The sequence below is a fragment of the Streptomyces yongxingensis genome (genome assembly GCF_055597465.1).
Genome location: NZ_CM145717.1, coordinates 7,192,677 through 7,215,999, shown reverse-complemented (window position 1 = coordinate 7,215,999; position 23,323 = coordinate 7,192,677). Strand labels below are relative to the sequence as shown.

The window sequence follows — 23,323 nt, the reverse complement described above, 5'->3', positions numbered from 1 at the left end:
GCCCGGTCTCTCAGGCAGATCTGCCGTCGATCCGGGCCATGGCGTCTTCCGCGCCGTATGCCTGCAGGTATGGCAGCCAGCGCGGGTCCCTATGGCCCGTGCCGATGATCCGCCACGCGAGCCCCGACGGCGGCGCGGGTTGATGGCGCAGCCGCCAGCCGATCTCGGCGACATGGCGGTCCGCCTTGACGTGATTGCAGCGACGGCACGCGGCGACCACGTTCTCCCAGGTGTGCTGCCCGCCACGGCTGCGCGGGATGACGTGATCGACGCTGGTTGCGACGCCACCGCAGTAGGCGCATCGGCCGCCGTCGCGGGCGAACAGGGCGCGGCGGGTGAGCGGAACGGGGCCGCGAAAGGGCACCCGCACAAAGCGCTTCAGCCGGACGACGCTGGGTGCGGGGATGGCGCGGGTCGCGCTGTGCATCAGGGCGCCTGAGTCCTCGAGGCTGACGGCTTTGTCATTGAGGACGAGTACGAGCGCGCGGCGGAGCGGTACGACGCCGAGGGGCTCGTACGACGCGTTGAGGACCAGGACATGCGGCACGGGGGCCTCCTTGTACGCCGGCGGCGCGTGGCTCGCGCCGGGACGATCTCCCCCAGTTTCCCCTGAACCCTGGCCGGAACGCCACTATCACCGGGTTAACGGTTGAGAGGCATTTCCGCGTACCCCACGTATACCCTCCGTACCCGGCGGCGACACCGACCGCTTGACCACCGGCCCCGTCCGGCTTCCGGCGCCCTCGCGCACGAGGTGCGCGGGGAGCGGGATACCACCGCGAAGTGGCAAGAATCACGGCCCGCTCCGGCCGGTGCCGCCGCACGGCCTCCGGCCGGGGCAGAAGGTGGAATTGCCGCCTCCGGACCCGCTCATATGCGCCCCCTGACCGCGCTCGCGCGCTCTCGAACACAGGAACGGCGCCACTCGCGCCCGGCTACTGTGTTGGAGGTTGCGCGCGCGGGCGATCCGTGTGGGCATGTCGCATACGAAGGGTTTCTGCTGTGTTCTGGTCCGCTGCTCTGGCCGCTGACTCGACGCCTCGTCCCACGACTCTCGACGATGCGCAGAAGAGCGCCACGAACGCCGCGGGCTGGGTGGAGGAGAACTGGTCCACCTGGCTCGGCATCGGGCTGCGCATAGCCCTGATCCTGGTCATCGCCTTCGTGCTCCGGTCCGTCGTCCGGCGGGCGATCACCAAGCTGATAGAGCGCATGAACCGCACGGCCCAGGCCGTCGACGGCACCGCGCTCGGCGGGCTGCTGGTCAATGTGGAGCGACGGCGGCAGCGGTCCGCGGCGATCGGCTCGGTGCTGCGCTCCGTGGCCTCGTTCCTGATCATGGGCACCGCGGCGCTGATGATCCTCTCCGCGCTGGAGATCAATCTGGCGCCGCTGCTCGCCAGTGCCGGGGTCGCGGGTGTGGCGATCGGTTTCGGCGCCCGCAATCTGGTCACCGACTTCCTCTCCGGTGTCTTCATGATCCTTGAGGACCAGTACGGGGTCGGCGACACGGTCGACGCCGGGGTGGCCTCCGGCGAGGTGATCGAGGTCGGTCTGCGGGTCACCAAGCTGCGCGGGGACAACGGCGAGATCTGGTACGTGCGCAACGGCGAGGTCAAGCGGATCGGCAACCTCAGCCAGGGCTGGGCGACGGCCGCGCTGGATGTCCAGGTCCGGGCCGAGGAGGACCTGGACCAGGTCCGGGCCGTGATCACGCAGGTCGGTGTGGACATGGCCAAGGAGGAGCCGTGGAACGAGCGGCTCTGGGAGCCGATCGAGGTCCTGGGTCTCGACGCGGTCTATCTGGACTCGATGATCGTCCGGGTGTCGGCGCGGACCATGCCCGGCAAGGCGCTCGGCGTCGAGCGGGAGCTGCGCTGGCGGATCAAGAAGGCGCTGAACGAGGCGGGCATCCAGCTCGTGGGCCGGCCCCTGGACCCGGAGCTCCAGACCGACGCCGTCGATCCGAGCGCCACCACGTCGGCGCCGTCGGCGCTGGCCAACCCGGACTCGCCGCAGTCGGCGGCGGCCAGCCCGATCGCTCCGGGCGCCGGTCCGGCCGCCACCCCCTCCGCGACGGTGCCGCCGCCCACGGCGAAGTGAGCGCGGCGGGCTCGACACGGCGGACATGACGAGGCTCCCGCCCCGGGGAGGGACGGGAGCCTCGTGCGAACCGTAAGGAGCTCGGGCCGGTGAGAGCCGTGAGGAGCCAAGGCCCGCGAGAGCCGTAAGGAGCTCGGCCCGGCCGCTCAGCGGCGGTGGTGTCCGCCGAACGAGGTGAGGTAACCGGCCGCGGGCGTGCCCACACCGGTCACGTCGTCATAGCCCACGACCGCGTGGAGCGAGCTGTCCCGGCCGAGGCTGCGCAGCGAGGTCACCAGCCCGTCGGTGTCGTCGTGGCTGTTGACGTAGTCGACCCGGACCACGCCCAGCGAGACACCGGCGCCCAGCGGGTGGTCGGTCACATCGTGGTACGAGGCGGTGCCGTACCGGTCGTACAGCGACGGGTTGGCGAAGCCGATCGGCTGGCCGCCGCGCGCCTGCTGGGCGAGCGCCTGCACACCGGCGATCACGGGCGCGGCCAGCGAGGTGCCGCCGATGCGGTACTCACCGTACTGGAGCGACCCGTCCGGGAAGGTCTGCGTCTGGCCCACCAGGAAGCCGGTGTTGGGGTCGGCCACGGCCGCGATGTCCGGGGTCACCCGCTGCTTGGCCGTGCCGCCGCCTGCCAGGGCGAGCGCGTCCGGCACCACGCCGCGCTGGTAGAAGGGCTGGGCGACGGTCTTGCTGGTGCCGCCTCCGGCGCCGGAGGTGTACGCGCCGGGCAGCGCGTCCCAGTTGGTGCCGTCGGCCGAGAGGGTGGCCTTGGTGGTGCCCCAACCGGTCTCCCACTGGTACGTCCCGCCCTTGCCGACGGCCAGGGAGGTGCCGCCGACCGCCGTCACCCAGGCCGAGTTGGCCGGGGTGTCGACCTGCTTGGTGCCGGTGGACGCCACGTTGTCGCCGTTGTCACCGGAGGAGAAGTAGAAGCCGATGCCCTCGACCGCGCCCTGCTGGAAGATCTGGTCGTAGGCGGCGGCCACGTCCGGCGTCTCGTTGGCCTCCACATCTCCCCAGGAGTTGGAGACGATGTCGGCCAGCCGGTTGTCGACGACCTTGGCGAGCGAGTCGAGCAGATCGTCGTCGGTGCAGGAGGCTCCGCCGACGTAAGAGATGTCGGCCGCGGGCGCCACCGCGTGCACCGCCTCGACGTCGAGGGTCTCCTCGCCGTACCAGCCGCTCGCGTCGCACTCCTCGGTGTACCGGTAGTCGGCCGGCAGCACCTGCGTCAACTGGCCCTTGCGGTAGGCCGGGTCGCCGTTGCGCTTGGCGTACTGGGCGGCGTCCGCGGCGATGGTGGGCGAGGCGAAGGCGTCGGTGATGGCCACGGTGACGCCCTTACCGGTGTTGCGGCTCTTGGCGCCGTAGGCGGCGCGCAGTTGCTTGCCGGTGTACCCCTTGATCGCGTACGGCTGCTTGGCGCCGTAGGCCGAGGGCAGGCTCCGGTCGGTCCGGGAGCCGTAGTAGGTGGAGAACGGCCCGGCGTTCTTGAAGACCGGTCCGGGGGGCGGGAGGGTCTCGTCGTGCTTGGCCCGCTTGGGCGCGTTGTCCAGGCCGACGACGGTCAGCACGGCGCCGTGCAGCGAGGCGGGCACGGTGGCCGCGTTCGACGGCGCCCGGTAGACCTTGCCGTCCTTGGTGTAGTTGTGCAGCTGGGTGCCGAACGCCCGCTCGGCGGCCGGGACTTCGCCGGTGACCGACAGATAGTGCTGGTTGCCGCCGGTGACATCGAGCCCGGCGCCCTTCAACCAGGCGGTCACGGCGTCCTTCTGCTGCCGTGTCGGTCCGAAACGTGCCTGGGTCTGCCGGGCCGACAGATGCTTGCCGTAGTCCGGCGATGAGGGGTCGGACACGGCCTTGGCGTAGTCGGCCAGCCCCTTGGCGTCCCGTCCGGCGAGATAGACGCGCGCGGTGACCTTATCGCCGTCATCGGTCGCGCCGCGGTCCGAACGCGCCGTCGCCCAGGCGGGCTTGGTGCCGTTCAGGGTGTCACGGCCGTGCGGTGCGGAGTCGGCCTGGGCCGTGGGTATGCCGAGCGCCAGCGCACCGGCCACCAACGGCAGTGCCGCCGCCAGCCCCAGGGCCGTCCGTTTGCCGGAACGGGCCGTGCGCTGTCTGGAACGGGCCGTGCGCTCCCGGGAAGAAATAGATCTCACCTAGCCCCCTTGCGATTCGAGTCGTCGCATGACAGTGGGGGCTGACGATCACAGGCACCCCACCGGAGGCCACTCTTACGGTGACTTGTCCATGCCAGGTACATGGATGATCCATCTCTTCGCCAAAACCCCGCCAAGGAAAGCCCGCCCATGACCCATTGACGCCGCCCCGGTCCGCCCCCTAGCTTGCTCTTCATCAATAGGAAACTTTCTTAACAGAGTGAGACGGGGGCATCACCATGGCCGCATCACCCGGCAGCAATACGCAGGGCGGCACCCCCGGGACCCCCCGCGTCCTCCGCGCCATGAACGACCGCGCCGCACTGGAGCTGCTGGCCGCCCACGGACCCCTCACCCGGACCCGGCTCGGGGAGCTGACCGGGCTGTCCAAGCCCACCGCCTCCCAGCTGCTGACCCGCCTGGAGTCCGTCGGCCTGGTCCGCACCACCGGGAACGTCACCGGACGCCCGGGGCCCAACGCGCAGCTGTACGAGATCGATCCGGCCGCCGCCCATGTGGCCGCGCTCGCCGTGGACCAGGAGGGCATCACCGCCGCCGTCGCCGACATCACCGGACAGGTGGTCGGTGAACACCGGGTGACGGCCCCGGCGACCGACGCGAGCGTGACCAACCGGACCGGGGAGCTGGTCGCCGAGGCGGTGGACGGGGCGCTGGCCGCCGCCGGGCTCGGCCGGGACGATCTGCACTCCACCGTGATCGGCACCCCCGGCGCGCTCGACCCGCGCACCGGGACGCTGCGCTACGCCCCGCATCTGCCCGGCTGGCAGTCCCGCACCCTGCGGGACGACCTGGCCGAGGTGCTGCACACACCGATCGTCATCGAGAACGACGTCAACCTCGCCGCCATCGCCGAACAGCACGACGGCACCGCCCAGGACTTCGACGACTTCGCGCTGGTCTGGGCCGACGAGGGGGTCGGCGCGGCCATCGTGCTCCACGGCACCCTGCTGCGGGGTGCCACCGGCGGGGCCGGGGAGATCGGCTACATGCCGCTGCCGGGCGCCCCGCTGGCCCGGGGCGGGCCGGACGCCGCCGCCCGGCCGGACGGGGGCGGGGGGTTCCAGATGCTGGTCGGCTCGCCCGCCGTCGTGGAACTGGCCCGCGCCCACGGGATCGACGCGCCCACGGCCACCAAGGCGCTCGCCGCCGCGCTGCGCACCCCCGGCCCGGGCGACGAGGTGCTGACCGAGCTGGCCCGCCGGCTGGCCGCCGGGCTGGCCTCCGTCGTCGCCGTGGTCGACCCGGAGCTGGTCGTCCTTTCGGGTGAGGTCGCGCAGGCCGGCGGGGAGCGGCTGCGCCGGCTGGTCGAGGCCGAGATGACCGGTCTCGCACTGCCCCGGCCGCACCTGCGGATCAGTGAGATCGAGGGGGATCCGATTCTCATCGGCGCGCTGCGGACGGCGGTCGCCGATGCCCGTCAGACCGTTTTCGACACCGCCCGGTTCGACGCCTGATTCACCGGGCGCCGCTCCACCACCCCGTACGCCCCTTTCCCCTTTCCCCACTGCCCGTTCTCAGGCTCTGTCCGCTCTCCCCTTTGTCCGTTGTCCGGCGCCCCGCACCGCCGCTTCCCCTGCCGTCCCCCTCGTACCGCAGTAAAGGAAGTCTCCCCATGGCACGAAAACTGGCCGCTCTCGCCGCAGCACTGAGCGCCGGCGCCCTGCTCCTCACGGGCTGCGCCAATCCCAGTACCGGCAGCGCCGAGGACGACCCGACCAAACCCGTCACGCTGAAGTTCTGGCACGGCTGGTCGGAGGAGAGCGAGGTCAAGGCGATCGATGCCGGCATCGCCCGGTTCGAGGAACTCCACCCCAATATCAAGGTGAAGGCCACCGGGAATGTCACCGACGCCACCGTGAACCAGGCACTGCGGGCGGGCGGCGGCGACGCCCCCGATGTCGTCTCCTCCTTCACCACCAAGAATGTGGGGCAGTACTGCTCCTCCGGTATGTGGGTGGACCTCGATCCGTTCATGAAGAAGACCGGTCTTGACAAGGCCAAGGTCTTTCCGAAAACGCTGCTGGACTACACGAGCTACCAGGGCGACCAGTGCGCCCTCCCGCTGCTCGCCGACGCGTACGGCATGTACTACAACAAGGACGCCTTCGCCGAGGCGGGCATCAAGCGGCCGCCCCGCACCATGTCGGAGCTGCGGCGCGATGCCGTCAAGCTGACCAAGCGCACCAAGAGCGGCGGCTACGAGCGGGTGGGTTTCATGCCCAATTTCCGGCTCTACCAGAACAGCCCGGACCGGTTCTTCGCCCAGTGGGGCCCCACGTACTTCGACAAGGACGGCAAGGCGCGGCTGGCGAAGGGGAAGGCGGCCAAGGAGTTCTTCGCCACCACCGGGGAGCTGGTCCGGAGCCAGGGCGGCTACGGCCCGCTGGAGACGTTCCGCACCTCCTTCGGCGACGAGATGTCATCGCAGAACGCCTTTCTCACCGGAAAGCTCGCGATGCACATGGACGGCGAATGGCGCGGGCTCTTCATGAAGGGTGCGAAGTTCAAGTGGGGCACCGCCCCGCTGCCCGTGCCCGACGACCGGCCCGAGACCTATGGCCGGGGCTACCTCACCGGCACCGTGGTCGGCATCGCGCACAGCAGCACCCATCAGAACGCCGCGTGGGAGCTGGTGAAGTTCCTGACCGCCAACACCGATCAGGTGGTCGCCTTCGCCAACGCCATTCACAATGTGCCGTCCACGAAGGCGGCGCTCACCTCACCGAAGCTGGACTCGGATCCCACATTCCGGGCCTTCCTCGATATCGCGCAGAACCGCTACAGCACCGCCCTGCCGCCCTCGATCAACGGCGGTCAGTACGTCACCTCGCTGCAGGACTTCTCCTACGGCGTCGAGGCGGGCAAGGTGCACGATCTGGACGCGGGGCTACGAAAACTCGATGACGAGATAGACGCCGACAATCTCCAGGCACAGAACTGACGGAGCGCGACATGGCCACCTCGACGAACGCCCCCGCCCTGCGCCGCAAGGCCCGGCGCGAGCGGCTGCGCACCCTCGGTTTTCTCTCCCCCTGGCTGGTCGGATTCACCGTCTTCTTCGGCTATCCGCTGGTCGCCACCGTCTACTTCTCCTTCATGCACTACAACCAGATCGAGGCCCCGACCTTCGTGGGGCTGCGCAACTGGCGTTATGTGCTGGAGCAGATGCCGCTGTTCGGACCGGCGCTGTGGAACACGCTCTGGCTGGTCGTGGTCATGGTGGCGCTACGGGTCGTCTTCGGCCTGGGCATCGGACTGCTGGTCACCAAAGTGAAGTCCGGGGTGGGATTCTTCCGCACCGCCTTCTATCTGCCGTATCTCGCCCCTCCGGTGGCGGCCACCGTCGCCTTCGTCTTTCTGCTCAATCCCGGTACCGGCCCGGTGAACGACATTCTCGGCAGCGTCGGGATCCACGCCCCGAACTGGTTCAACGACCCGGCCTGGGCCAAGCCGTCCCTCGTCCTGCTCTCCCTGTGGGGCATCGGGGATCTCATGGTCATCTTCATGGCGGCCCTGCTGGACGTCCCCAAGGAGCAGTACGAGGCGGCCGAGCTGGACGGCGCCGGGGCGTTCCACAAGTTCCGCTATGTGACCTGGCCGTCGATCACCCCGATCGTGATGTTCGCGGTCGTGACGGGCGTCGTCCAGACCATGCAGTACTACACCCAGGCGCTGGTCGCCGGAAAGCTCGCCTCCGGGGTCAGCGTCGGGCCCGGATCGGTCATCCAGCCCGGCTACCCCGACCATTCCACGCTCACCGTGCCGCAGCTCGTCTACTCGCTCGGCTTCCAGAACTTCAACACCGGAGCCGCCTGCGTGCTCTCGCTCGTGCTGTTCGCGATCGCGATGGCCGTGACGACGCTGCTGATGCGCAGGCGTGCCGGACTGCTGTCGGCCGATGACTGAGCCGAGGACTGAGAGGACCGATCCGTCATGACCGCCACCACCGCCCTCTCGGCGCCGTCCGCGCCCGCGCGCCCCGCCGCCGGACGCTCCCCCGCCCCCGCCGCCCGCCGCCGCGCCGCGCTGCACTGGATCGCCGTGCACACGGTCGCCATCGCCGCCGCGCTCTTCTTCATCCTGCCCTTCGTCTTCGTCTTCCTGACCTCGGTGATGAGCGACGACCAGGCGCTGAGCGGCGACCTGTGGCCCACCGAATGGAACTGGTCGAATTACGCCGATGTCTTCAACACCCCGGGCTTCCTGGACTGGTGGCGCAATTCGCTGATGTACGCCGGGCTCGGCACCCTCTTCACCGTCTGTTCCTCCATTCCGGTGGCCTACGCCCTCGCCAAGTTCCGCTTCCGCGGCCGCCGCACCGCCATGATCCTGGTCATCTCCACGATGATGCTGCCGCCGCAGGTGATCGTGATACCGATGTATCTGGTCTGGGCCCAGCAGCTCCATCTGTCGGGTTCGCTGTGGCCGCTGATCATCCCGATGGCGTTCGGCGACGCGTACTCCATCTTCCTGCTGCGCCAGTTCCTGCTGACGATTCCCCGGGAGTACCTGGAGTCGGCGAAGGTGGACGGCAGCGGAGAATTCGGCACGCTGCTGCGCATCGTGATCCCGATGGCCAAGCCGGGGATCGCGGCCGTCGCGCTGTTCCAGTTCTTCTACTGCTGGAACGACTACTTCGGCCCGCAGATCTACGCCTCGCAGAATCCGGGCGCCTGGACGCTCAGTTACGGCCTGGAGAGCTTCAAGAGCGCGCACAGCGTCAACTGGAATCTGACGATGGCCGCGACCCTGCTCGTCATGGCCCCCGTCATCATCGTCTTCTTCTTCGCTCAGAAAGCCTTCGTCGAAGGCGTCACACTGACAGGAGTCAAGGGTTGAAGCTCGCAGTCGTGGGGGGTGGGTCCACCTACACCCCCGAACTCATCGACGGATTCGCCCGGTTGCGGGACGTGCTCCCGCTGGAGGAGCTCGTCCTGGTCGACCCGGCCACCGACCGGCTGGAGCTGGTCGGCGGGCTGGCGCGCAGGATCTTCGCCAAGCAGGGCCACCCGGGCACCATCTCCTGGACCGACGACCTGGACGCGGGCGTGGACGGCGCGGACGCGGTCCTGCTCCAGCTGCGCGTCGGCGGCCAGGCCGCGCGGAACCAGGACGAGACCTGGCCGCTGGAGTGCGGCTGTGTCGGCCAGGAGACCACCGGCGCGGGCGGGCTGGCCAAGGCGCTGCGCACCGTCCCGGTGGTGCTGGACATCGCCGAGCGGGTGCGCCGCCGCAACCCCGACGCCTGGATCGTGGACTTCACCAACCCGGTCGGGATCGTGACCCGGGCGCTGCTCACGGCCGGGCACCGGGCGGTCGGCCTGTGCAACGTGGCCATCGGCTTCCAGCGGAAGTTCGCCAAGCTGCTGGGCGTGGACCCCGGCGAGGTGACGCTGGAGCACGTCGGGCTCAACCACCTCACCTGGGAGCGCGCGGTGCGCGTCGGCGGCGGCGACGGTGAGGACGTGCTGCCCAAACTGCTCGCGGAGCACGGCGAGGCGATCGCCGAGGACCTGCGGATGCCGCGCACGCTGGTGAGCCGGCTCGGCGTCGTGCCCTCCTACTATCTGCGCTACTACTACCAGCACGACGCGGTGGTGCGGGAGCTGCGCAGCAAGCCGTCCCGGGCGGCGGAGGTCGCGGCGATCGAGCGGGAGCTGCTGGAGATGTACGGCGATCCGGCGCTGGACGAGAAGCCCGAACTGCTCGGCAAGCGCGGCGGGGCGTTCTACTCGGAGGCGGCGGTCGATCTGACCTCGTCCCTGCTGGGCGACACCGGCGAGGTGCGGATCGTCAATGCGTTCAACGAGGGCACGCTGCCCTTCCTGCCGGACGACGCGGTGATCGAGGTCCCGGCGGCCGTCAACGCTCAGGGCGCGAAGCCACTGCCCGTGCGCCCCCTCGAGCCCCTGTTCGCCGGCCTGGTCGCGCATGTCACCGCGTACGAACACCTGGCGCTGGAGGCGGCGTTGAAGGGCGGCCGGGAGCGGGTCTTCCAGGCGCTGCTGTCCCACCCCCTCATCGGCCAGATCGAATACGCCGAGAAACTGACCGACGACCTCATCGCGCACAACCGGGAGCATCTGGCGTGGGCCTGACCCAGTCCGTATCGACCCCCTCTCCTTCCCCTTCGTCCGCTTCCCCCACGCCCGCTTCCCCGCCGGACGGATCGGTCCTGGCGATCGACGCGGGCAACAGCAAGACGGACGTGGCACTCATCGGCCCGGACGGCTCCGTCCTCGGCACGGCCCGCGGCGGCGGCTTCCGGCCGCCCGTCGTGGGCGCCGAGCGGGCCGTCGGCTCGCTCGCGCCCCTGGTGGAGGAGGTGGCGCGGCAGGCGGGCCGGTCCGGTCCACCGCCCGCGGGGCATGTCTCGGCATGTCTGGCCAACGTGGATCTGCCCAGCGAGGAGGAGGAGTTGACGGGTGTCCTGGCCGATCGGGGCTGGGGCGCCACCGTCACCGTCGCCAACGACATCTTCGCCCTGCTGCGGGCCGGGGTCGCGGACGACGGCGAGCCAACCGGCGTCTCCGTCGTCTGCGGTGCGGGCATCAACTGCGCGGGGATCGGTCACGGCGGCCGGGTGGCCCGCTTCCCCGCGATCGGCCGGATCTCCGGCGACTGGGGCGGCGGGGGCTATCTGTCGGAGGAGGCGCTGTGGTGGGGGGCGCGTGCGGAGGACGGCCGCGGCGAGCCGACCGAGCTGGCCCGCGCCCTGCCCGCGCACTTCGGGCTGACCACCATGTACGAGCTGATCGAGGCGCTGCATCTGGGCCGGCTGGAATCGGGGCGGCGGCATGAGCTGACGCCGGTGCTGTTCGCGGTGGCCGAGGCCGGCGACGAGATCGCGCGGGCGATCGTCGAGCGCCAGGCGGAGGAGGTGGTGACCATGGCCACGGTCGCCCTCGGCCGTCTCGACCTGCTGGGCGAGGAGACACCGGTGGTGCTGGGCGGCGGGGTGATCGCGGCCCGCCATCCGCTGCTGGACGACCGGATCCGCGAGCTGCTCGCGGAGCGCGCCCCGAAGGCCGAGCCGCGGGTGGTCACCGCACCGCCGGTGCTCGGCGCCGCGCTGCTGGGCCTGGATCGCACCGGCGCGCCGGAATCGGCGTACACCCGGCTGCGCGCGCACTACGCCCCGGCCGATGGCACGGAAAGTGGAACCGAAAGCCCTTCCGGAGCGTAATGAAAAGGGGAGGGAAGATCGCGATCCGAACAAGATCCAGGCTCGACCGGTGACCTCTCCTGGCGCCGCGGTCCATACTGCTGCGACACCGACCGCGACACCAACCAGGAATCCGGGCCAAGGGGGAGGTCTTGTGTCATACCCGCCGACCACCGGCAGAGCCGCACCGCCGCCCGCGCCCGCGGCCCCGCCGCGGACCGCGTGGGCCGAGGGGCTCGACCGGGCGCGGGCGGCGGCGACGACCGAGCCCGGCCGCCTGCGCGTCATCGGAGCGGTGCTGGCCGCGCTGGTGGTCGCGTTCGGCGCGGTCACGGCCTGGCAGGTCTCCGACCGGCAGACCGCGGCGGACGCCGTGGCCGAGCGCAGCCAGCCGCTGAGCGCCGACGCGGCGCAGATCTACCGCTCCCTCGCCGACGCGGACACCACGGCCACCGCGGGCTTCCTGGCCGGCGGCCAGGAGCCTCCCCAGGTCCGGCAGCGGTTCGTGCGGGACATCGACACCGCCTCCAGGCTGCTGGTGCGGGCCGCGGCCAATACGGAGGGCTCCTCCTCCGCCCGCGACGAGATACGGAAGATCAATCAGCTACTGCCGGTCTACACCGGACTGGTCGACTCCGCGCGCGCCAACAACCGCCAGGGGCTGCCGCTGGGCGGCGCGTATCTGCGCTATGCCAACGACACCATGCGCGACAAGCTGCTGCCCGCCGCGGGCAGGCTCTACCAGGCGGAGACCGCCCGTCTCGGGGAGGACTACGAGGACGCCGAGGCATGGCCGTGGGTGGCGATCGCCACCGGCCTGGTCGCCCTGGGCGCGCTGGGCTGGGCCCAGCGCCGTGAGTTCCAGCGGACCAACCGGGTGCTCAACCGCGGTCTGCTCACCGCCACGGCCGCCTCCACGGTGGTGATGCTGTGGCTGGTGGTCGGCCACGCGGTCGCCAGCACCCAGCTCAGCGACTCCAACGACCACGGGGCGAAGTCCCTCCAGGTGCTCAACGAGGCGCGGATCGACTCCCTGCGGGCCCGCGCCGACGAGAACCTGACCCTGGTGGCGCGCGGCGCGGTCGTCGTGGACGAGGACGGCGCCGACAAGGGCAAGGACGCCTACGACGTCAGCTATGGCTCCCGGATGTCCGCGCTCGTGGGCACGGCGTCCGGCGGCCGTCCCTCGGACGGCAGCCTGCTGGACAAGGCGCGCGCCCTCGCGGACGACGACGAGGGCCGCGAGCCGGTGGAGAAGGCCGCAGACCGGATCCACGAGTGGCAGGTGCGGCACAAGGCCGCCCGCGCCGCCGACGACGGGGGCGACTACAAGAAGGCGCTGACGAGGGTCATAGGCGCCGAGGACAGCACCGGCGAGTCCTTCGACGCGGTGGACAGCCAGCTGGCCAAGGCCCTCGACCACGAGCAGCGGGAGTTCCAGCAGGCCGCCGACGACGGACGCGGCGCGTTCACCGCCATGGCGCTGGGGGCCGGGGTGCTGGCCGTGCTGGGAGCCGCGGGAGCGGTGCTGGGCATAGGCCGCAGACTGTCGGAGTACCGATGAGGACGATGGGGGGCGGAAGCATGCGATCGCTGCGATCGGCCGCCGCGGTGACGGTATGCGCCCTGGGCGTGGCCACGGCCATCGCGGTGCCGGCGATGATGGACGACGGCGGGGACGGCGACGGCAAGGGCGGTGCGCGGCAGCCGCGTACGGTGCGGACCGGCGCCGAGGCCGCGGCGGCGGACAGCTGCCGCGATCCCGAGGCGAGCCTGCGCCCGTCCAGTGCGAGCGGCCCCGCCATCAAGCGGATCAAGAACCGCGAGGTCAACGGGCACAAGCTCAACAAGCTGATCGCGGGCGTCGACCAGAACAGCTACCGCTGGGGATACCGCGATCCGGCCACCGGCGACCTCACCGGCTTCGACATTGACCTGGTGCGCGCCATCGCCGAGGACATCTTCGGCGACCCGGACGCGGTCATCTTCCGCACCATACCCACCAGTCAGCGCATCAAGGCCCTCCAGCAGGGCAAGGTCGACGTCGTGGTGCGCACCATGACCATCAACTGCGAACGGATCAAGGACGTCGCCTTCTCCACCGCGTACTTCCAGGCCGGGCAGCAGGTGCTGGTCCCCGACGACTCGTCCATCACCGGCTACAACAAGACCCTGCGCGGCAAGAAGGTCTGCACCGCCCAGGGTTCCACCGCCGAAGCCGAGCTGGACAAGCCGGACACCGGGGCCGAGCATCTGGGCGCGATCAAGGTGAAGCCCGTGCCCAACCAGCTGGACTGCCTGGTCAGACTGCAGCTCGGCCAGGTGGACGCGGTGATCACCGACAATGCGCTGGCGGCCGGCCAGGCGGCCCAGGACCCCTCCGTCAAGCTGGTCGGCTCGCGATTCACCGATGAGTTCTACGGCGTGGCGATGAACAAGAACGACGACGACCTGGTACGCCGGGTCAACAAGGTTCTGGAGAACTACCGCCAGGGCGGGGCAGGCAGCCCCTGGATGCAGGCTTACCAGAAGTGGCTCGCCAAGGACTTCAGCACGGCGCAGGAGAACCCGACGCCGCCCGCCCCCATATACAAGGACTAGAGGGGCCAAGGACTAGAGGGGCCAAGAACCAGCGCGGACAAGGACCAGCGCGCACCAGCACGACGGACCCGGACGCATCGGGTACGAGCAAGGATCACGGACCGGCAAGGATTAGCACCCGCCTCACACGCGTAGGGATGACGCAGCAGACGGATCACACAACGGTTACGGACATGGAGAGGTGATCGATGGGGGTCCCGGGACCCTTTCCCAGCTTCGCGGGGACACCCGACGGCCCGGTCATGGGCCGGGAGGAGGTGGACCGCGCACTGGCGAAGCTCGCCGCCGAACACGAGGCGATCGAGTCCTCGCTGCTCGCCCTCCAGGACCACGCGGGCAGAAGGCTTCTCGAGGGCGCCGAGCTCACGGGCGTCACCAAGGACCGCTGGTCCACCACCGAGCAGGCCATCTCTCTCCTGTGGAGCTACTTCGACGCGTACACCGAGGCCCTCACCCGGGCCCGTGAGGTGCGCTCCCGTCACCGCTGGCCGACGCAGGACGAGTTGGCCGAGCTCACCGAGCTGCTGTGCGGCACCGCGATCACCCTGCCCAGCAGCGCCACCCTCGGCGGTTCCCCGCTGCTCAGCGAGGAGTTGGGCCTGGACCGGCTGGTCGACCGGATGAACCGCTGGTACGCGGAGGCCCTCGACGTCATCGTCAGCGCCGACGCCGTATGGTCCGCGCTGCCCGCCCGGATCGACATGCTCTCCGCCGAGCTGCACCGCACCCGTTCGCTCGCCCACTCCGTGGGGGTGCGCCCCGGTGAGCACCCCTCGGGGGACGATCTGGAGCAGATCACCGCCGAGCTGACCGCGCTGCGCGCCGAAGTGGTCTCCGACCCGCTGGCCTTCTGGAAACCGGCCAGCGGCAGCTCCGCGCCCGGCGGCGGCAGCCCCGACACCGAGCGCTATGACCGCGCCGCCCGCGCCCTGGAGGACGTGCGCCGGGAGATCGAGGCGGTCCTGGATGTGCGGCAGGACGCCGAGCGGCGGCTGATGCGGCTGCGGGACGTGCTCTCCCGCGCCGATCGCACCCTGGCGGAGGCGCGCCAGGCGCGTGGTGAGGTGCTCGCGAAGATCGCGGCATCGGAGGTTCCGGCCGTCAGCGGCCCGCCGACCGCGCTGCACGAGCAGCTGGTCGCCGCCGCCGACTATCGCAGGCGCTCGCAGTGGCACCGGCTCTCGCCGCTGCTGGAGAGCCTGGAGCAGCGCGCCGACGACGAGCTGCTGCGGGCCCGGGAGTCGTTGACCGCGGTCACCGCGCCGCTCGCGGTCCGCGCCGAGCTGCGCGGCCGCCTCGACGCGTACAAGGCGAAGGTCGCCCGCCATGGCATGGCGGAGGATCCGTTCCTGGTGGAGCGGTACGACGTGGCCCGCCGGATGCTGTGGAGCGCCCCGTGTGATCTGCGGGCGGCCGAACAGGCCGTGCTGCGCTACCAGCAGGCGGCGGCCGAGGCCCTGGTGCCACGCCAGACGGGCCCGGCCGGGCAAGGCATCGAGGGAGGCACGGAATGAATGCGGCGGTCGTCGCCTGCCAGCGGCGTGACTGCGGCGGGTCCTACGAGGACGTGGGCGGAGGCGAGCTGTACTGCGATGTCTGCGGTATGGCCCCGGTCGTCTCACCGCAGGGGATGGTGGCCTCACCGCCCACCGGGATCACCGGCCGGGCCGGGCCGGGCGGAAGCTCCTCGGCACGGAGCGGGGCCTCCTCGGCACGGAGCGGCTCGTCGGCGTGGAGCGGAGGCTCGTCGGCGTGGAGCGGGCGTTCCTCCGCGACCGGCCAGGACTCCTCGTCCGGCACCTCGGACCGGTCACGTTCGGCACGCTCCTCCTCGTCCCGGCGCTCGGTGTCCGGGCGGCTGTCCCGCTCCATGTCCGGGCGGACCTCGTCCCGTTCGGTCTCGGTGCGCAGCTCCCGCTCCGCCACCTCGGCCTCCTCGGGGCGGAACGCCCTGGGCGCCGGTCTGGTCAGCGTCCCCGATGTACCGCGCCCCGATCCGCGGACGGCGGTGCTGGCGGACCCCGAGGTCCCCGAGCGCAAGCGGTTCTGCAGCCGCGGGGACTGCGGCGCCCCGGTGGGCCGCGCCCGCGGCGAACGGCCCGGCCGTACGGAGGGGTTCTGCACCAAGTGCGGCCATCCGTACTCGTTCGTACCGAAGTTGAACCCCGGTGACATCGTCCACGGCCAGTACGAGGTCGCGGGCTGTCTGGCGCACGGCGGCCTCGGCTGGATCTATCTGGCCATCGACCGCGCGGTGTCGGACCGCTGGGTGGTCCTCAAGGGCCTGCTGGACACGGGCGACGAGGAGGCGCTTGCCGCCGCCGTCTCCGAGCGCCGCTTCCTCGCCGAGATCGAGCACTCCAACATCGTCCGGATCTACAACTTCGTCGAGCACCTCGACCAGCGCACCGGCAGCCTCGACGGCTACATCGTCATGGAGTACGTGGGCGGCAAGTCCCTGAAGGACATCGCCAACGCCCGCCGCACCACCGAGGGCCGCCGCGATCCGCTGCCGGTGGAGCAGGCGTGCGCCTACGGCATCGAGGCGCTGGAGGCGCTCGGCCATCTGCACAGCCGCAATCTGCTCTACTGCGACTTCAAGGTCGACAACGCCATTCAGCAGCAGGACCAGCTCAAGCTGATCGACATGGGCGCGGTCCGGCGGATGGACGACCACGACAGCCCCATCTACGGCACGGTCGGCTACCAGGCCCCGGAGATCTCCGAGTCCGGCCCGTCGATCTCCTCCGACCTCTACACGGTGGCGCGCACCCTGGCCGTGCTCACCTTCGACTTCCAGGGCTATACGAACGTCTACGTGGACAGCCTGCCGGACCCCGAGCACATCGAGGTCTTCCGGGCTTACGAATCCTTCTACCGGCTGCTGGTGCGGGCCACCGATCCCGACCCTGGGCGCCGCTTCGCCTCCGCGCGGGAGATGGCCGACCAGCTGACCGGGGTGCTGCGGGAGGTCGTGGCGCTGCAGACCGGGCGGCCCCGGCCGGCCCTGTCCACGCTCTTCGGACCGGAACCACGCGTCGTGGACACCGAGTTGTTCGCCGACGACGGAAAGGACCCGTCCCTGCTGGGCGCCCGGTCCGCCGGCGGCGGCGCCACCGCGCCCGCCATCCCCGCGCAGCGCCCGCCGGGCCCCCTGGCCCTGCCGCTGCCCGCCATCGCCACGCTGGACGGACGGGCCACCGCGCTGGCGCTCCCGGTGCCGCTGGTGGACTCCGACGACCCCAACGCGGGGTTCCTGGCCGGTCTGCTGGCCGCCGACCCCGCCGAGGTGAGCGCCGCCCTGCGGACCGCGCCCGTGGACTCGGTCGAGCTGCGGCTGCGCCGGGTGCGCGCCCAGCTGGAGCTGGGCCAGGAGCACGACGCGGGCGTCGCGCTCACCGGTCTGGAGGCCGCGTACAGCGACGACTGGCGGATCGTCTGGTACCGGGGGCTGCACGCGCTCGCCACCGGCGACCGCGAGACGGCCGCGCTCTCCTTCGACGCCGTCTACGACGCGTTCCCCGGCGAGCCCGCGCCGAAGCTGGCGCTCGGCGTCTGCGCCGAGGTGCTGGGCCAGTTGGACAACGCGGCGGAGTACTACCGGCTGGTCTGGGCCACCGACCCCAGCTTCGTGAGCGCCGCCTTCGGCCTCGCCCGGGTCCTGCTGTGCTCCGGGGACCGCCCGGGCGCGGTGCGGGCCCTGGAGTCGGTGCCGGAGTCCTCGATCCACTACACGGCGGCGCGGGTCGCCGCCGTACGAGCGCGGCTGCGCCAGCGCGCCCCGTACGACGCCCTGCTGAGCGATCTGACGGCCTCGGCGGTCCAGGTCGAGCGGCTGGGCGAGTTCGGTCTGGACGCGGTGCGGCGCGAGCGGCTGCGTACCGAGGTCCTGGGCAGCGCCCTGGATTGGGTACTGTCCGGCAGCAGCGGGGCGCCCCCGGGACACAACCGGCCGCCTCTGCTCGGCAGCAGCCTGGACGAGCGCGGGCTGCGCTTCGGATTGGAGCGCTCGTACCGTGTACTCGCCAGACTCGCGCAGCGAGGCGAGGAGAGGATCGAACTGGTGGAGCGAGCCAACCGTTTCCGCCCCAGGACGTGGGTGTGATCGATGTCGCAGATGCCGCAGCCGCCCCAGCTGTCAGCCTGCCCGACCTGTGATGAGCCGCCGCAGGCGGGGGACAGATACTGCGATCAGTGCGGTGCCGATCTGACGGTGGCGGCCGCGCTGGCTGCGGAGGCCGCGCTGTCGGCGGAGGCGATCGCCGACCGGCCGGAGGCGCACGGCGACCTGCCGGTGCCGCCGCGGGTGAACGGGGCGGCGCGGTCCACCCACCCGGGGCCGGAGCCGGACGACTACGAGCTGGCCGCCCCGGTCCCCGGCGGGTACGGCCAGGTGGCCGATCCGCGGGCCGCGGCGGCGCTCGGCGCGCCCGAGGCACCCGGCGAGTCCGGCATTCCCCCGGAGACCAACGCGAGTACGCACACCAGCGCGGCGAGCAGCACGGGCAGCGGGACCGGCACCGGTGCGGACCCCCGGCTGCCCGGCGGCGAGCACCGCCCCCGGTGCGCCGCGTGCCAGGAGGGCACCATCGACCAGGACGGATACTGCGAGCGCTGCGGACACGCCCAGGCACGGACACGCGACCATATGGAGAGCGAGTTGGAGGGAGTCGCGGCGGCCAGCGACCGGGGGCTGCGCCACCACCGCAACGAGGACGCGTTCTCGGTGTCCACCGCCGCGCTGCCCGACGGCTCACCGGTCACGGTCGCCGTGGTGTGCGACGGGGTCTCCTCGGCCACCCGCCCCGACGACGCCTCGGCCGCCGCGGCCCATGCCGCGAGTCAGGCGCTGCGGGCCTCGCTGCCGCGCGGCGCCCATCCCCAGCAGGCCATGAACGAGGCGATCATCGCCGCCGCCGACGCGGTCAACTCCCTGGCCCTGGACACCGGCGCGGCGCCTCCCCACCACGAGGGTCAGCGCCATCAGAACGCACCGGCGTGCACCATCGTCAGCGCCGTCGTCACCAGCGACATCCTCACCATCGGCTGGGTCGGGGACAGCCGCGCCTACTGGGTCCCCGACGACCGTACGGCCCCGCCCGCGCGGCTCACCGAGGACGACTCCTGGGCGGCCCAGATGGTGGCCGCGGGGCTGATGTCGGAGGCGGAGGCGTACGCGGACGAGCGCGCCCACGCCATCACCGGCTGGCTCGGGGCGGACGCCTATGAGCTGGAGCCCCACACCGCCTCGTACAAGCCGGACCGGCCGGGCGTCGTGGTGGTGTGCACCGACGGGCTGTGGAACTACGCCGAATCGGCGGAGCAGATGGCCCGCGCGGTGCCGCCGGACGCCCGCTCCCGGCCGCTGAACAGCGCGCGGGTCCTGGTCGGCCATGCCCTGGACGGCGGGGGCCACGACAACGTAACAGTGGCGGTCGTGCCGTTCCCCGCTGCCCCGGGCCGGGCAGGATCCGCCTGACGGTCGCCAAGGAGCGGATGACATGGCCCACTTCTCCACGCCCGATGCGCCGCGGTTCTCGGTGGAGGTCTACCAGAACGAGTACCTCCCCGAGGGAGGCCGCGAGGTGAACGCGATCATCACCGTCACCTCGGCCGGCGGCGGGGCCACGGCAGGGCCGCCGATACCCGCCCCCGCCCATGGTGGGTACGAGGACGTTCCCGGCGCGTACGACAGCGCGTCCGGCCGGGCCGGCGGCTCCCCCCGCGCGGCCGTGGTGATCATGGTGGACTGCTCCGGCTCCATGGACTATCCGCCGACGAAGATGCGCCACGCACGGGACGCGACCGCCGCGGCGATCGACACCGTGCGCGACGGCGTGGCCTTCTCCGTGGTGGCGGGCACCCACAAGGCGGTCGAGGTCTTCCCCGGCAACGGGCGGCTGGCCATCGCCGATCCGCTCACCCGCGCCCAGGCCAAGGAGGCACTGCGGAGCCTGAGTCCGGGCGGCGGCACCGCGATCGGCACCTGGCTGCTCCAGGCCGACCTGCTGCTCGGCTCCGTCGATGCCGCGATACGACACGGCATCCTGCTCACCGACGGGCGGAACGAGCACGAGGAGCCGCAGCGGCTGCGGACCGTGCTCGACGCCTGCGCGGGCCGCTTCACCTGCGACGCCCGCGGGGTGGGCACCGACTGGGAGGTCGAGGAGGTCACCGGTATCGCCGCCGCCCTGCTCGGAACGGCGGACATCGTAGCCGATCCCGCCGGGCTCACCGCAGACTTCACGCGGATGATGGAGACGGCGATGGGCAAGGAGATCGCCGACGTCAGCCTCCGGCTGTGGACCCCCAAGGGCGCCGAGGTGGCGTATGTGAAACAGGTCGCACCGACGGTCGAGGATCTGACCGCCCGGCGCGTCGAGGCCGGTCCGCGCGCGGGCGACTACCCCACCGGGTCCTGGGGCGATGAGTCCCGCGACTACCACCTCTGTGTGAGGGTTCCGGCGGCGGAGGTCGGCCAGGAGATGCTCGCGGCCAGGATTTCCCTGGTCCAGCCGGTGCCCGACGGGGTCGGCAGCCCGCCCAGTCCGCTGGCGCAGGGGCTGGTGCGCGCGGTGTGGACCGATGACCTGGCCGTTTCCACCGCGATGAATCCGCAGGTGGCGCACTATACGGGCCAGGCCGAACTGGCGCAGGCCATCAAACAGGGCATGAATGCCCGCAAGTCCGGCGATGCCGAACAAGCGACCGCGAAGCTGGGGCGTGCCGTACAACTGGCGGCCGCATCGGGGAACGAGGACACGGCGAAACTGCTTGCGAAGGTGGTGGACGTGCTCGATGTGGCGGCAGGTACTGTGCGACTGAAGGCGAAGGTCGCGGAGGCGGACGAGATGACACTCGAAACGCGCTCCACCAAGACAGTTCGCGTCAAGAAGTAGCACATAACCAGCACTCACGTAGCTCTTCTCGGCAGAAACGCCAAGAACGCCACAGAGGGGGATCCGACATGCCGACCTGTCCCAACGGCCACCAATCGGCGGCCGACGACTGGTGCGAGGTGTGTGGGCACCGGATGTCGGGGACACCCATGCCCTCCGGCGCCGTCCCGCCACCTCCGCCCACGCCGAACGGCCCCGGTGTTCCCGTGCCACCGGGTGGCTACGGGAGTCCGGGGCCGGGCGGCCCACCGCCGCCCGGCGGCGCGGGTGGCTACGGCTATCCGGCACAGCAGCAGGAGCTGTGCCCGCAGTGCCGTACGCCGCGTGAGGCGCAGGCCCCGTTCTGTGAGGAGTGCCGCTTCAACTTCCAGACGCACACGCCGTCTCCGTACGGCCCGCCGCAGGGCGGTTACGCGCCGCCGCAGCAGCCGGGGCCGCCGCAGCCCGGGCCCGGGGGACCGCAGGGCCCGCACCCGACGCAGGGCGGCGGTCAACCCCCCGGCTTCGGCGGCGACAGCGACTGGACGCTTCCGCCGCCGCAGGGGGGCGCACCGCACCAGGGCACGCCCCCGCACGGTGCCCCGCAGCACGGTGCCCCGCAGCAGGGCGCCCCTGGCCACGGCGCGCCCCAGGCCCCGCAGTACGGCTACGGCTACCCCCAGGCCCCGGCGCCCCCGGCCCAGCCGTACGGGAACGAGGGGTACGCCCCGCCGCCCCAGCAGCAGGGGCCGGGGCACCAGCCGCCGCAGCAGCAGCACCCCGGTGCCCCGCAGCAGCAGCACCCCGGCGGCGCCCAGTTCGGCCAGGGCGGGGCCCCGGCGCAGGGGCCCGGAAACTGGATAGCCGTCGTCGCCCCGGACCGTGACTACTTCATGGCGATGATGAACCGCAGCGGTCCGGAGGCCGCCGGGCTGAACCTCCCGGCCTACTCCCCCGAGCAGCAACTGCCGCTCAACGGCCACCAGATCACCATCGGCCGACGCCGCCACAGCACCGGTGAGGCCCCCGACATCGACCTCGGGCGGCCGCCCGAGGACCCGGGCGTCTCGCACCAGCACGCGCTCCTCGTCCAGCAGCCCGACGGCGTCTGGGCGGTCGTCGACCAGGACTCGACCAACGGGACCACGATCAACGGCGGCGAGGAGCCGATCCAGCCGTTCGTGCCGGTCCCGCTCCGGGACGGCGACCGCGTCCACGTCGGCGCCTGGACGACGATCACCGTGCGCCGGGGCTGAGACCCCGGAAGGGCTCAAGACGGCCGGGAGGGCCCAGCGGCCAGCCGTAGGCGCCCTCCGGGTCGTCCAGCCAGGCCCATTGGCGCTCGCCCCGCACCGTCACCCCGTAGCGCTCCCGCCCCGGCCTGCCCTCGTGCTCCCACAGCGCGAGGGCTTCGACCGGCTCCATATGGCCCGCGGCCACGTTCAGCAGGAAGCGGAAGGAGTCGTCCAGCAGCGGCCGGGACGGCAGCCCGTGGGTGGGCACCTGAGGCGGCGGGCCGCTGCCGCGCAGCGGGACGAAGTACGCGGGGATGGCCAGGAAGTGCCCCTCGGCATGGCGGGCGTCGGCGACCCTCAGGGCGATCAGCCCGGTCGCGAGCGGCGTCAGGATCAGCGCGTCCGGCCGGCACTGACCGAGCCATGCGGACGGGATGGACGCCACGGCGCAGGTGGCGATGATCCGGTCGTAGGGAGCGCGCAGCGGACAGCCGCGCGCCCCGTCCCCGGTGACGACCGCGGGGCAGAATCCGGCCGCGGCCAGATGGTTACGGGCGGCCTCGGTGATCTCCGGGTCGAGGTCGAGGGTGGTGACGTGGGCGTCGCCGAGCCGATGGGCCAGCAGCGCGGCGTTGTAGCCGGTGCCCGCGCCGATCTCCAGCACCCGGTCCCCGTCCCGCACCTGGAGCGCCTGGAGCATCCGCGCCATCAGCGACGGCTGGCTGCTGGAGGTGATCAGTTCACCGTCGCGCACCCGCGTGGCGAGCGGGGCGTCCGCGTAGGCGCCGGCCAGCCAGCGGGCCCGGCGCAGCGGATGGGGGTCGTCGCGCCACAGCCGGGTGTAGCCGACCGTTCCGTGCGCCGCACCCACCTGCCCTGTCCCCGCCGCCCCCGCCGTTTTGGCGCCCGGCGGTGCGGCCGCCACGGCAGCGTCCCCCGCCTCGTAGTAGTAGGGCACGAAGAGATGGCGCGGCACCTCCTCGAAGGCCGCCCGCCAGGCGGGGTCGGTGAGCCCGCCGCCCGCCACGATCTCCCGGACCAGCCCGGTCCGCAGCGCCGCGGCCTCCTCGGCGTACCCATCGGCCTCCCGGCGCGCAGGCTTCCGCCGCGCCACACGCTCCGCGGCGTCCGGCGCACTCCGTGTGCTCCCGCCCGTGCTGCCCATGA

At 71.7% G+C, this 23,323-nt stretch carries 17 protein-coding genes; 14 read left to right on the top strand and 3 right to left on the bottom strand.

The genetic code is table 11. The features are described from left to right. Window positions 1-10: 10 nt before the first annotated feature. Window positions 11-547: an HNH endonuclease gene (locus ACZ6TD_RS30660; RefSeq protein WP_030837811.1), complete on the bottom strand. Its 537-nt coding sequence runs from the start codon at window positions 545-547 to the stop codon at window positions 11-13. A gap of 455 nt (window positions 548-1,002) precedes the next feature. Here ACZ6TD_RS30660 and ACZ6TD_RS30655 point away from each other — a divergent pair, with 455 nt between their 5' ends. Further along, on the top strand, window positions 1,003-2,103 hold the full coding sequence (locus ACZ6TD_RS30655) for a mechanosensitive ion channel family protein (RefSeq protein WP_471343338.1): 1,101 nt from the start codon (window positions 1,003-1,005) through the stop codon (window positions 2,101-2,103). A 146-nt stretch (window positions 2,104-2,249) separates the two neighbouring features. On the opposite strand, the gene ACZ6TD_RS30650 is transcribed toward ACZ6TD_RS30655, so the two are convergent. Continuing rightward, window positions 2,250-4,175, bottom strand: a complete 1,926-nt coding sequence (locus ACZ6TD_RS30650; RefSeq protein ID WP_471358188.1) for a S53 family peptidase — start codon at window positions 4,173-4,175, stop codon at window positions 2,250-2,252. 320 nt (window positions 4,176-4,495) lie between these two features. Between ACZ6TD_RS30650 and ACZ6TD_RS30645 the strand changes: the two genes are divergently transcribed. The 13 genes from ACZ6TD_RS30645 to ACZ6TD_RS30585 all read left to right on the top strand — a co-directional run bounded on the left by ACZ6TD_RS30645 (window position 4,496) and on the right by ACZ6TD_RS30585 (window position 22,177). Continuing rightward, complete coding sequence (locus tag ACZ6TD_RS30645) at window positions 4,496-5,731, top strand: ROK family transcriptional regulator (RefSeq protein ID WP_471343337.1); 1,236 nt, start codon at window positions 4,496-4,498, stop codon at window positions 5,729-5,731. A gap of 158 nt (window positions 5,732-5,889) precedes the next feature. Further along, the gene (locus ACZ6TD_RS30640; RefSeq protein ID WP_471343336.1) at window positions 5,890-7,218 is read left to right on the top strand and encodes an ABC transporter substrate-binding protein; all 1,329 of its coding nucleotides are present in this window, start codon (window positions 5,890-5,892) and stop codon (window positions 7,216-7,218) included. A gap of 11 nt (window positions 7,219-7,229) precedes the next feature. Next, window positions 7,230-8,183, top strand: a complete 954-nt coding sequence (locus ACZ6TD_RS30635) for a carbohydrate ABC transporter permease (protein ID WP_471343335.1) — start codon at window positions 7,230-7,232, stop codon at window positions 8,181-8,183. Window positions 8,184-8,210: 27 nt separating this feature from the next. Continuing rightward, window positions 8,211-9,116, top strand: coding sequence for a carbohydrate ABC transporter permease (locus ACZ6TD_RS30630; protein WP_182470333.1), 906 nt, complete (start codon window positions 8,211-8,213; stop codon window positions 9,114-9,116). Then, window positions 9,113-10,375 (top strand): 6-phospho-beta-glucosidase, encoded by a 1,263-nt coding sequence (locus tag ACZ6TD_RS30625; protein WP_471343332.1) that lies wholly within the window; start codon window positions 9,113-9,115, stop codon window positions 10,373-10,375. The genes ACZ6TD_RS30630 and ACZ6TD_RS30625 overlap by 4 nt, the downstream gene beginning before the upstream one ends. A 77-nt stretch (window positions 10,376-10,452) precedes the next feature. Further along, window positions 10,453-11,463, top strand: coding sequence for an N-acetylglucosamine kinase (locus ACZ6TD_RS30620; RefSeq protein WP_471358186.1), 1,011 nt, complete (start codon window positions 10,453-10,455; stop codon window positions 11,461-11,463). A gap of 133 nt (window positions 11,464-11,596) precedes the next feature. Continuing rightward, window positions 11,597-13,006, top strand: a complete 1,410-nt coding sequence (locus tag ACZ6TD_RS30615) for a hypothetical protein (RefSeq protein WP_471343331.1) — start codon at window positions 11,597-11,599, stop codon at window positions 13,004-13,006. A 20-nt stretch (window positions 13,007-13,026) separates the two neighbouring features. After that, window positions 13,027-14,043, top strand: a complete 1,017-nt coding sequence (locus tag ACZ6TD_RS30610) for a glutamate ABC transporter substrate-binding protein (RefSeq protein WP_471343330.1) — start codon at window positions 13,027-13,029, stop codon at window positions 14,041-14,043. 188 nt (window positions 14,044-14,231) lie between these two features. Continuing rightward, a complete protein-coding gene (locus ACZ6TD_RS30605) occupies window positions 14,232-15,557 on the top strand; it encodes a hypothetical protein (RefSeq protein ID WP_471343328.1) in 1,326 nt (441 codons plus the stop codon). Continuing rightward, window positions 15,554-18,148, top strand: a complete 2,595-nt coding sequence (locus ACZ6TD_RS30600; RefSeq protein WP_471343326.1) for a serine/threonine-protein kinase — start codon at window positions 15,554-15,556, stop codon at window positions 18,146-18,148. Before ACZ6TD_RS30605 ends, ACZ6TD_RS30600 begins: the two co-directional genes overlap by 4 nt. Before the next feature lie 3 nt (window positions 18,149-18,151). Further along, window positions 18,152-19,522 carry a PP2C family protein-serine/threonine phosphatase gene (locus ACZ6TD_RS30595; RefSeq protein ID WP_471343325.1) on the top strand — a complete coding sequence of 457 codons (1,371 nt, stop codon included), beginning with the start codon at window positions 18,152-18,154 and terminating at the stop codon, window positions 19,520-19,522. Between the two features lie 22 nt (window positions 19,523-19,544). Next, entirely contained in the window at window positions 19,545-20,942 is a 1,398-nt protein-coding gene (locus ACZ6TD_RS30590) for a vWA domain-containing protein (protein ID WP_471343324.1), read from the top strand. 68 nt (window positions 20,943-21,010) lie between these two features. Then, on the top strand, window positions 21,011-22,177 hold the full coding sequence (locus ACZ6TD_RS30585; RefSeq protein ID WP_471343323.1) for an FHA domain-containing protein: 1,167 nt from the start codon (window positions 21,011-21,013) through the stop codon (window positions 22,175-22,177). On the opposite strand, the gene ACZ6TD_RS30580 is transcribed toward ACZ6TD_RS30585, so the two are convergent. Next, entirely contained in the window at window positions 22,158-23,321 is a 1,164-nt protein-coding gene (locus tag ACZ6TD_RS30580; RefSeq protein ID WP_471343321.1) for a methyltransferase domain-containing protein, read from the bottom strand. The two genes, ACZ6TD_RS30585 and ACZ6TD_RS30580, sit on opposite strands and share 20 nt — an antisense overlap. Window positions 23,322-23,323 lie beyond the last annotated feature (2 nt).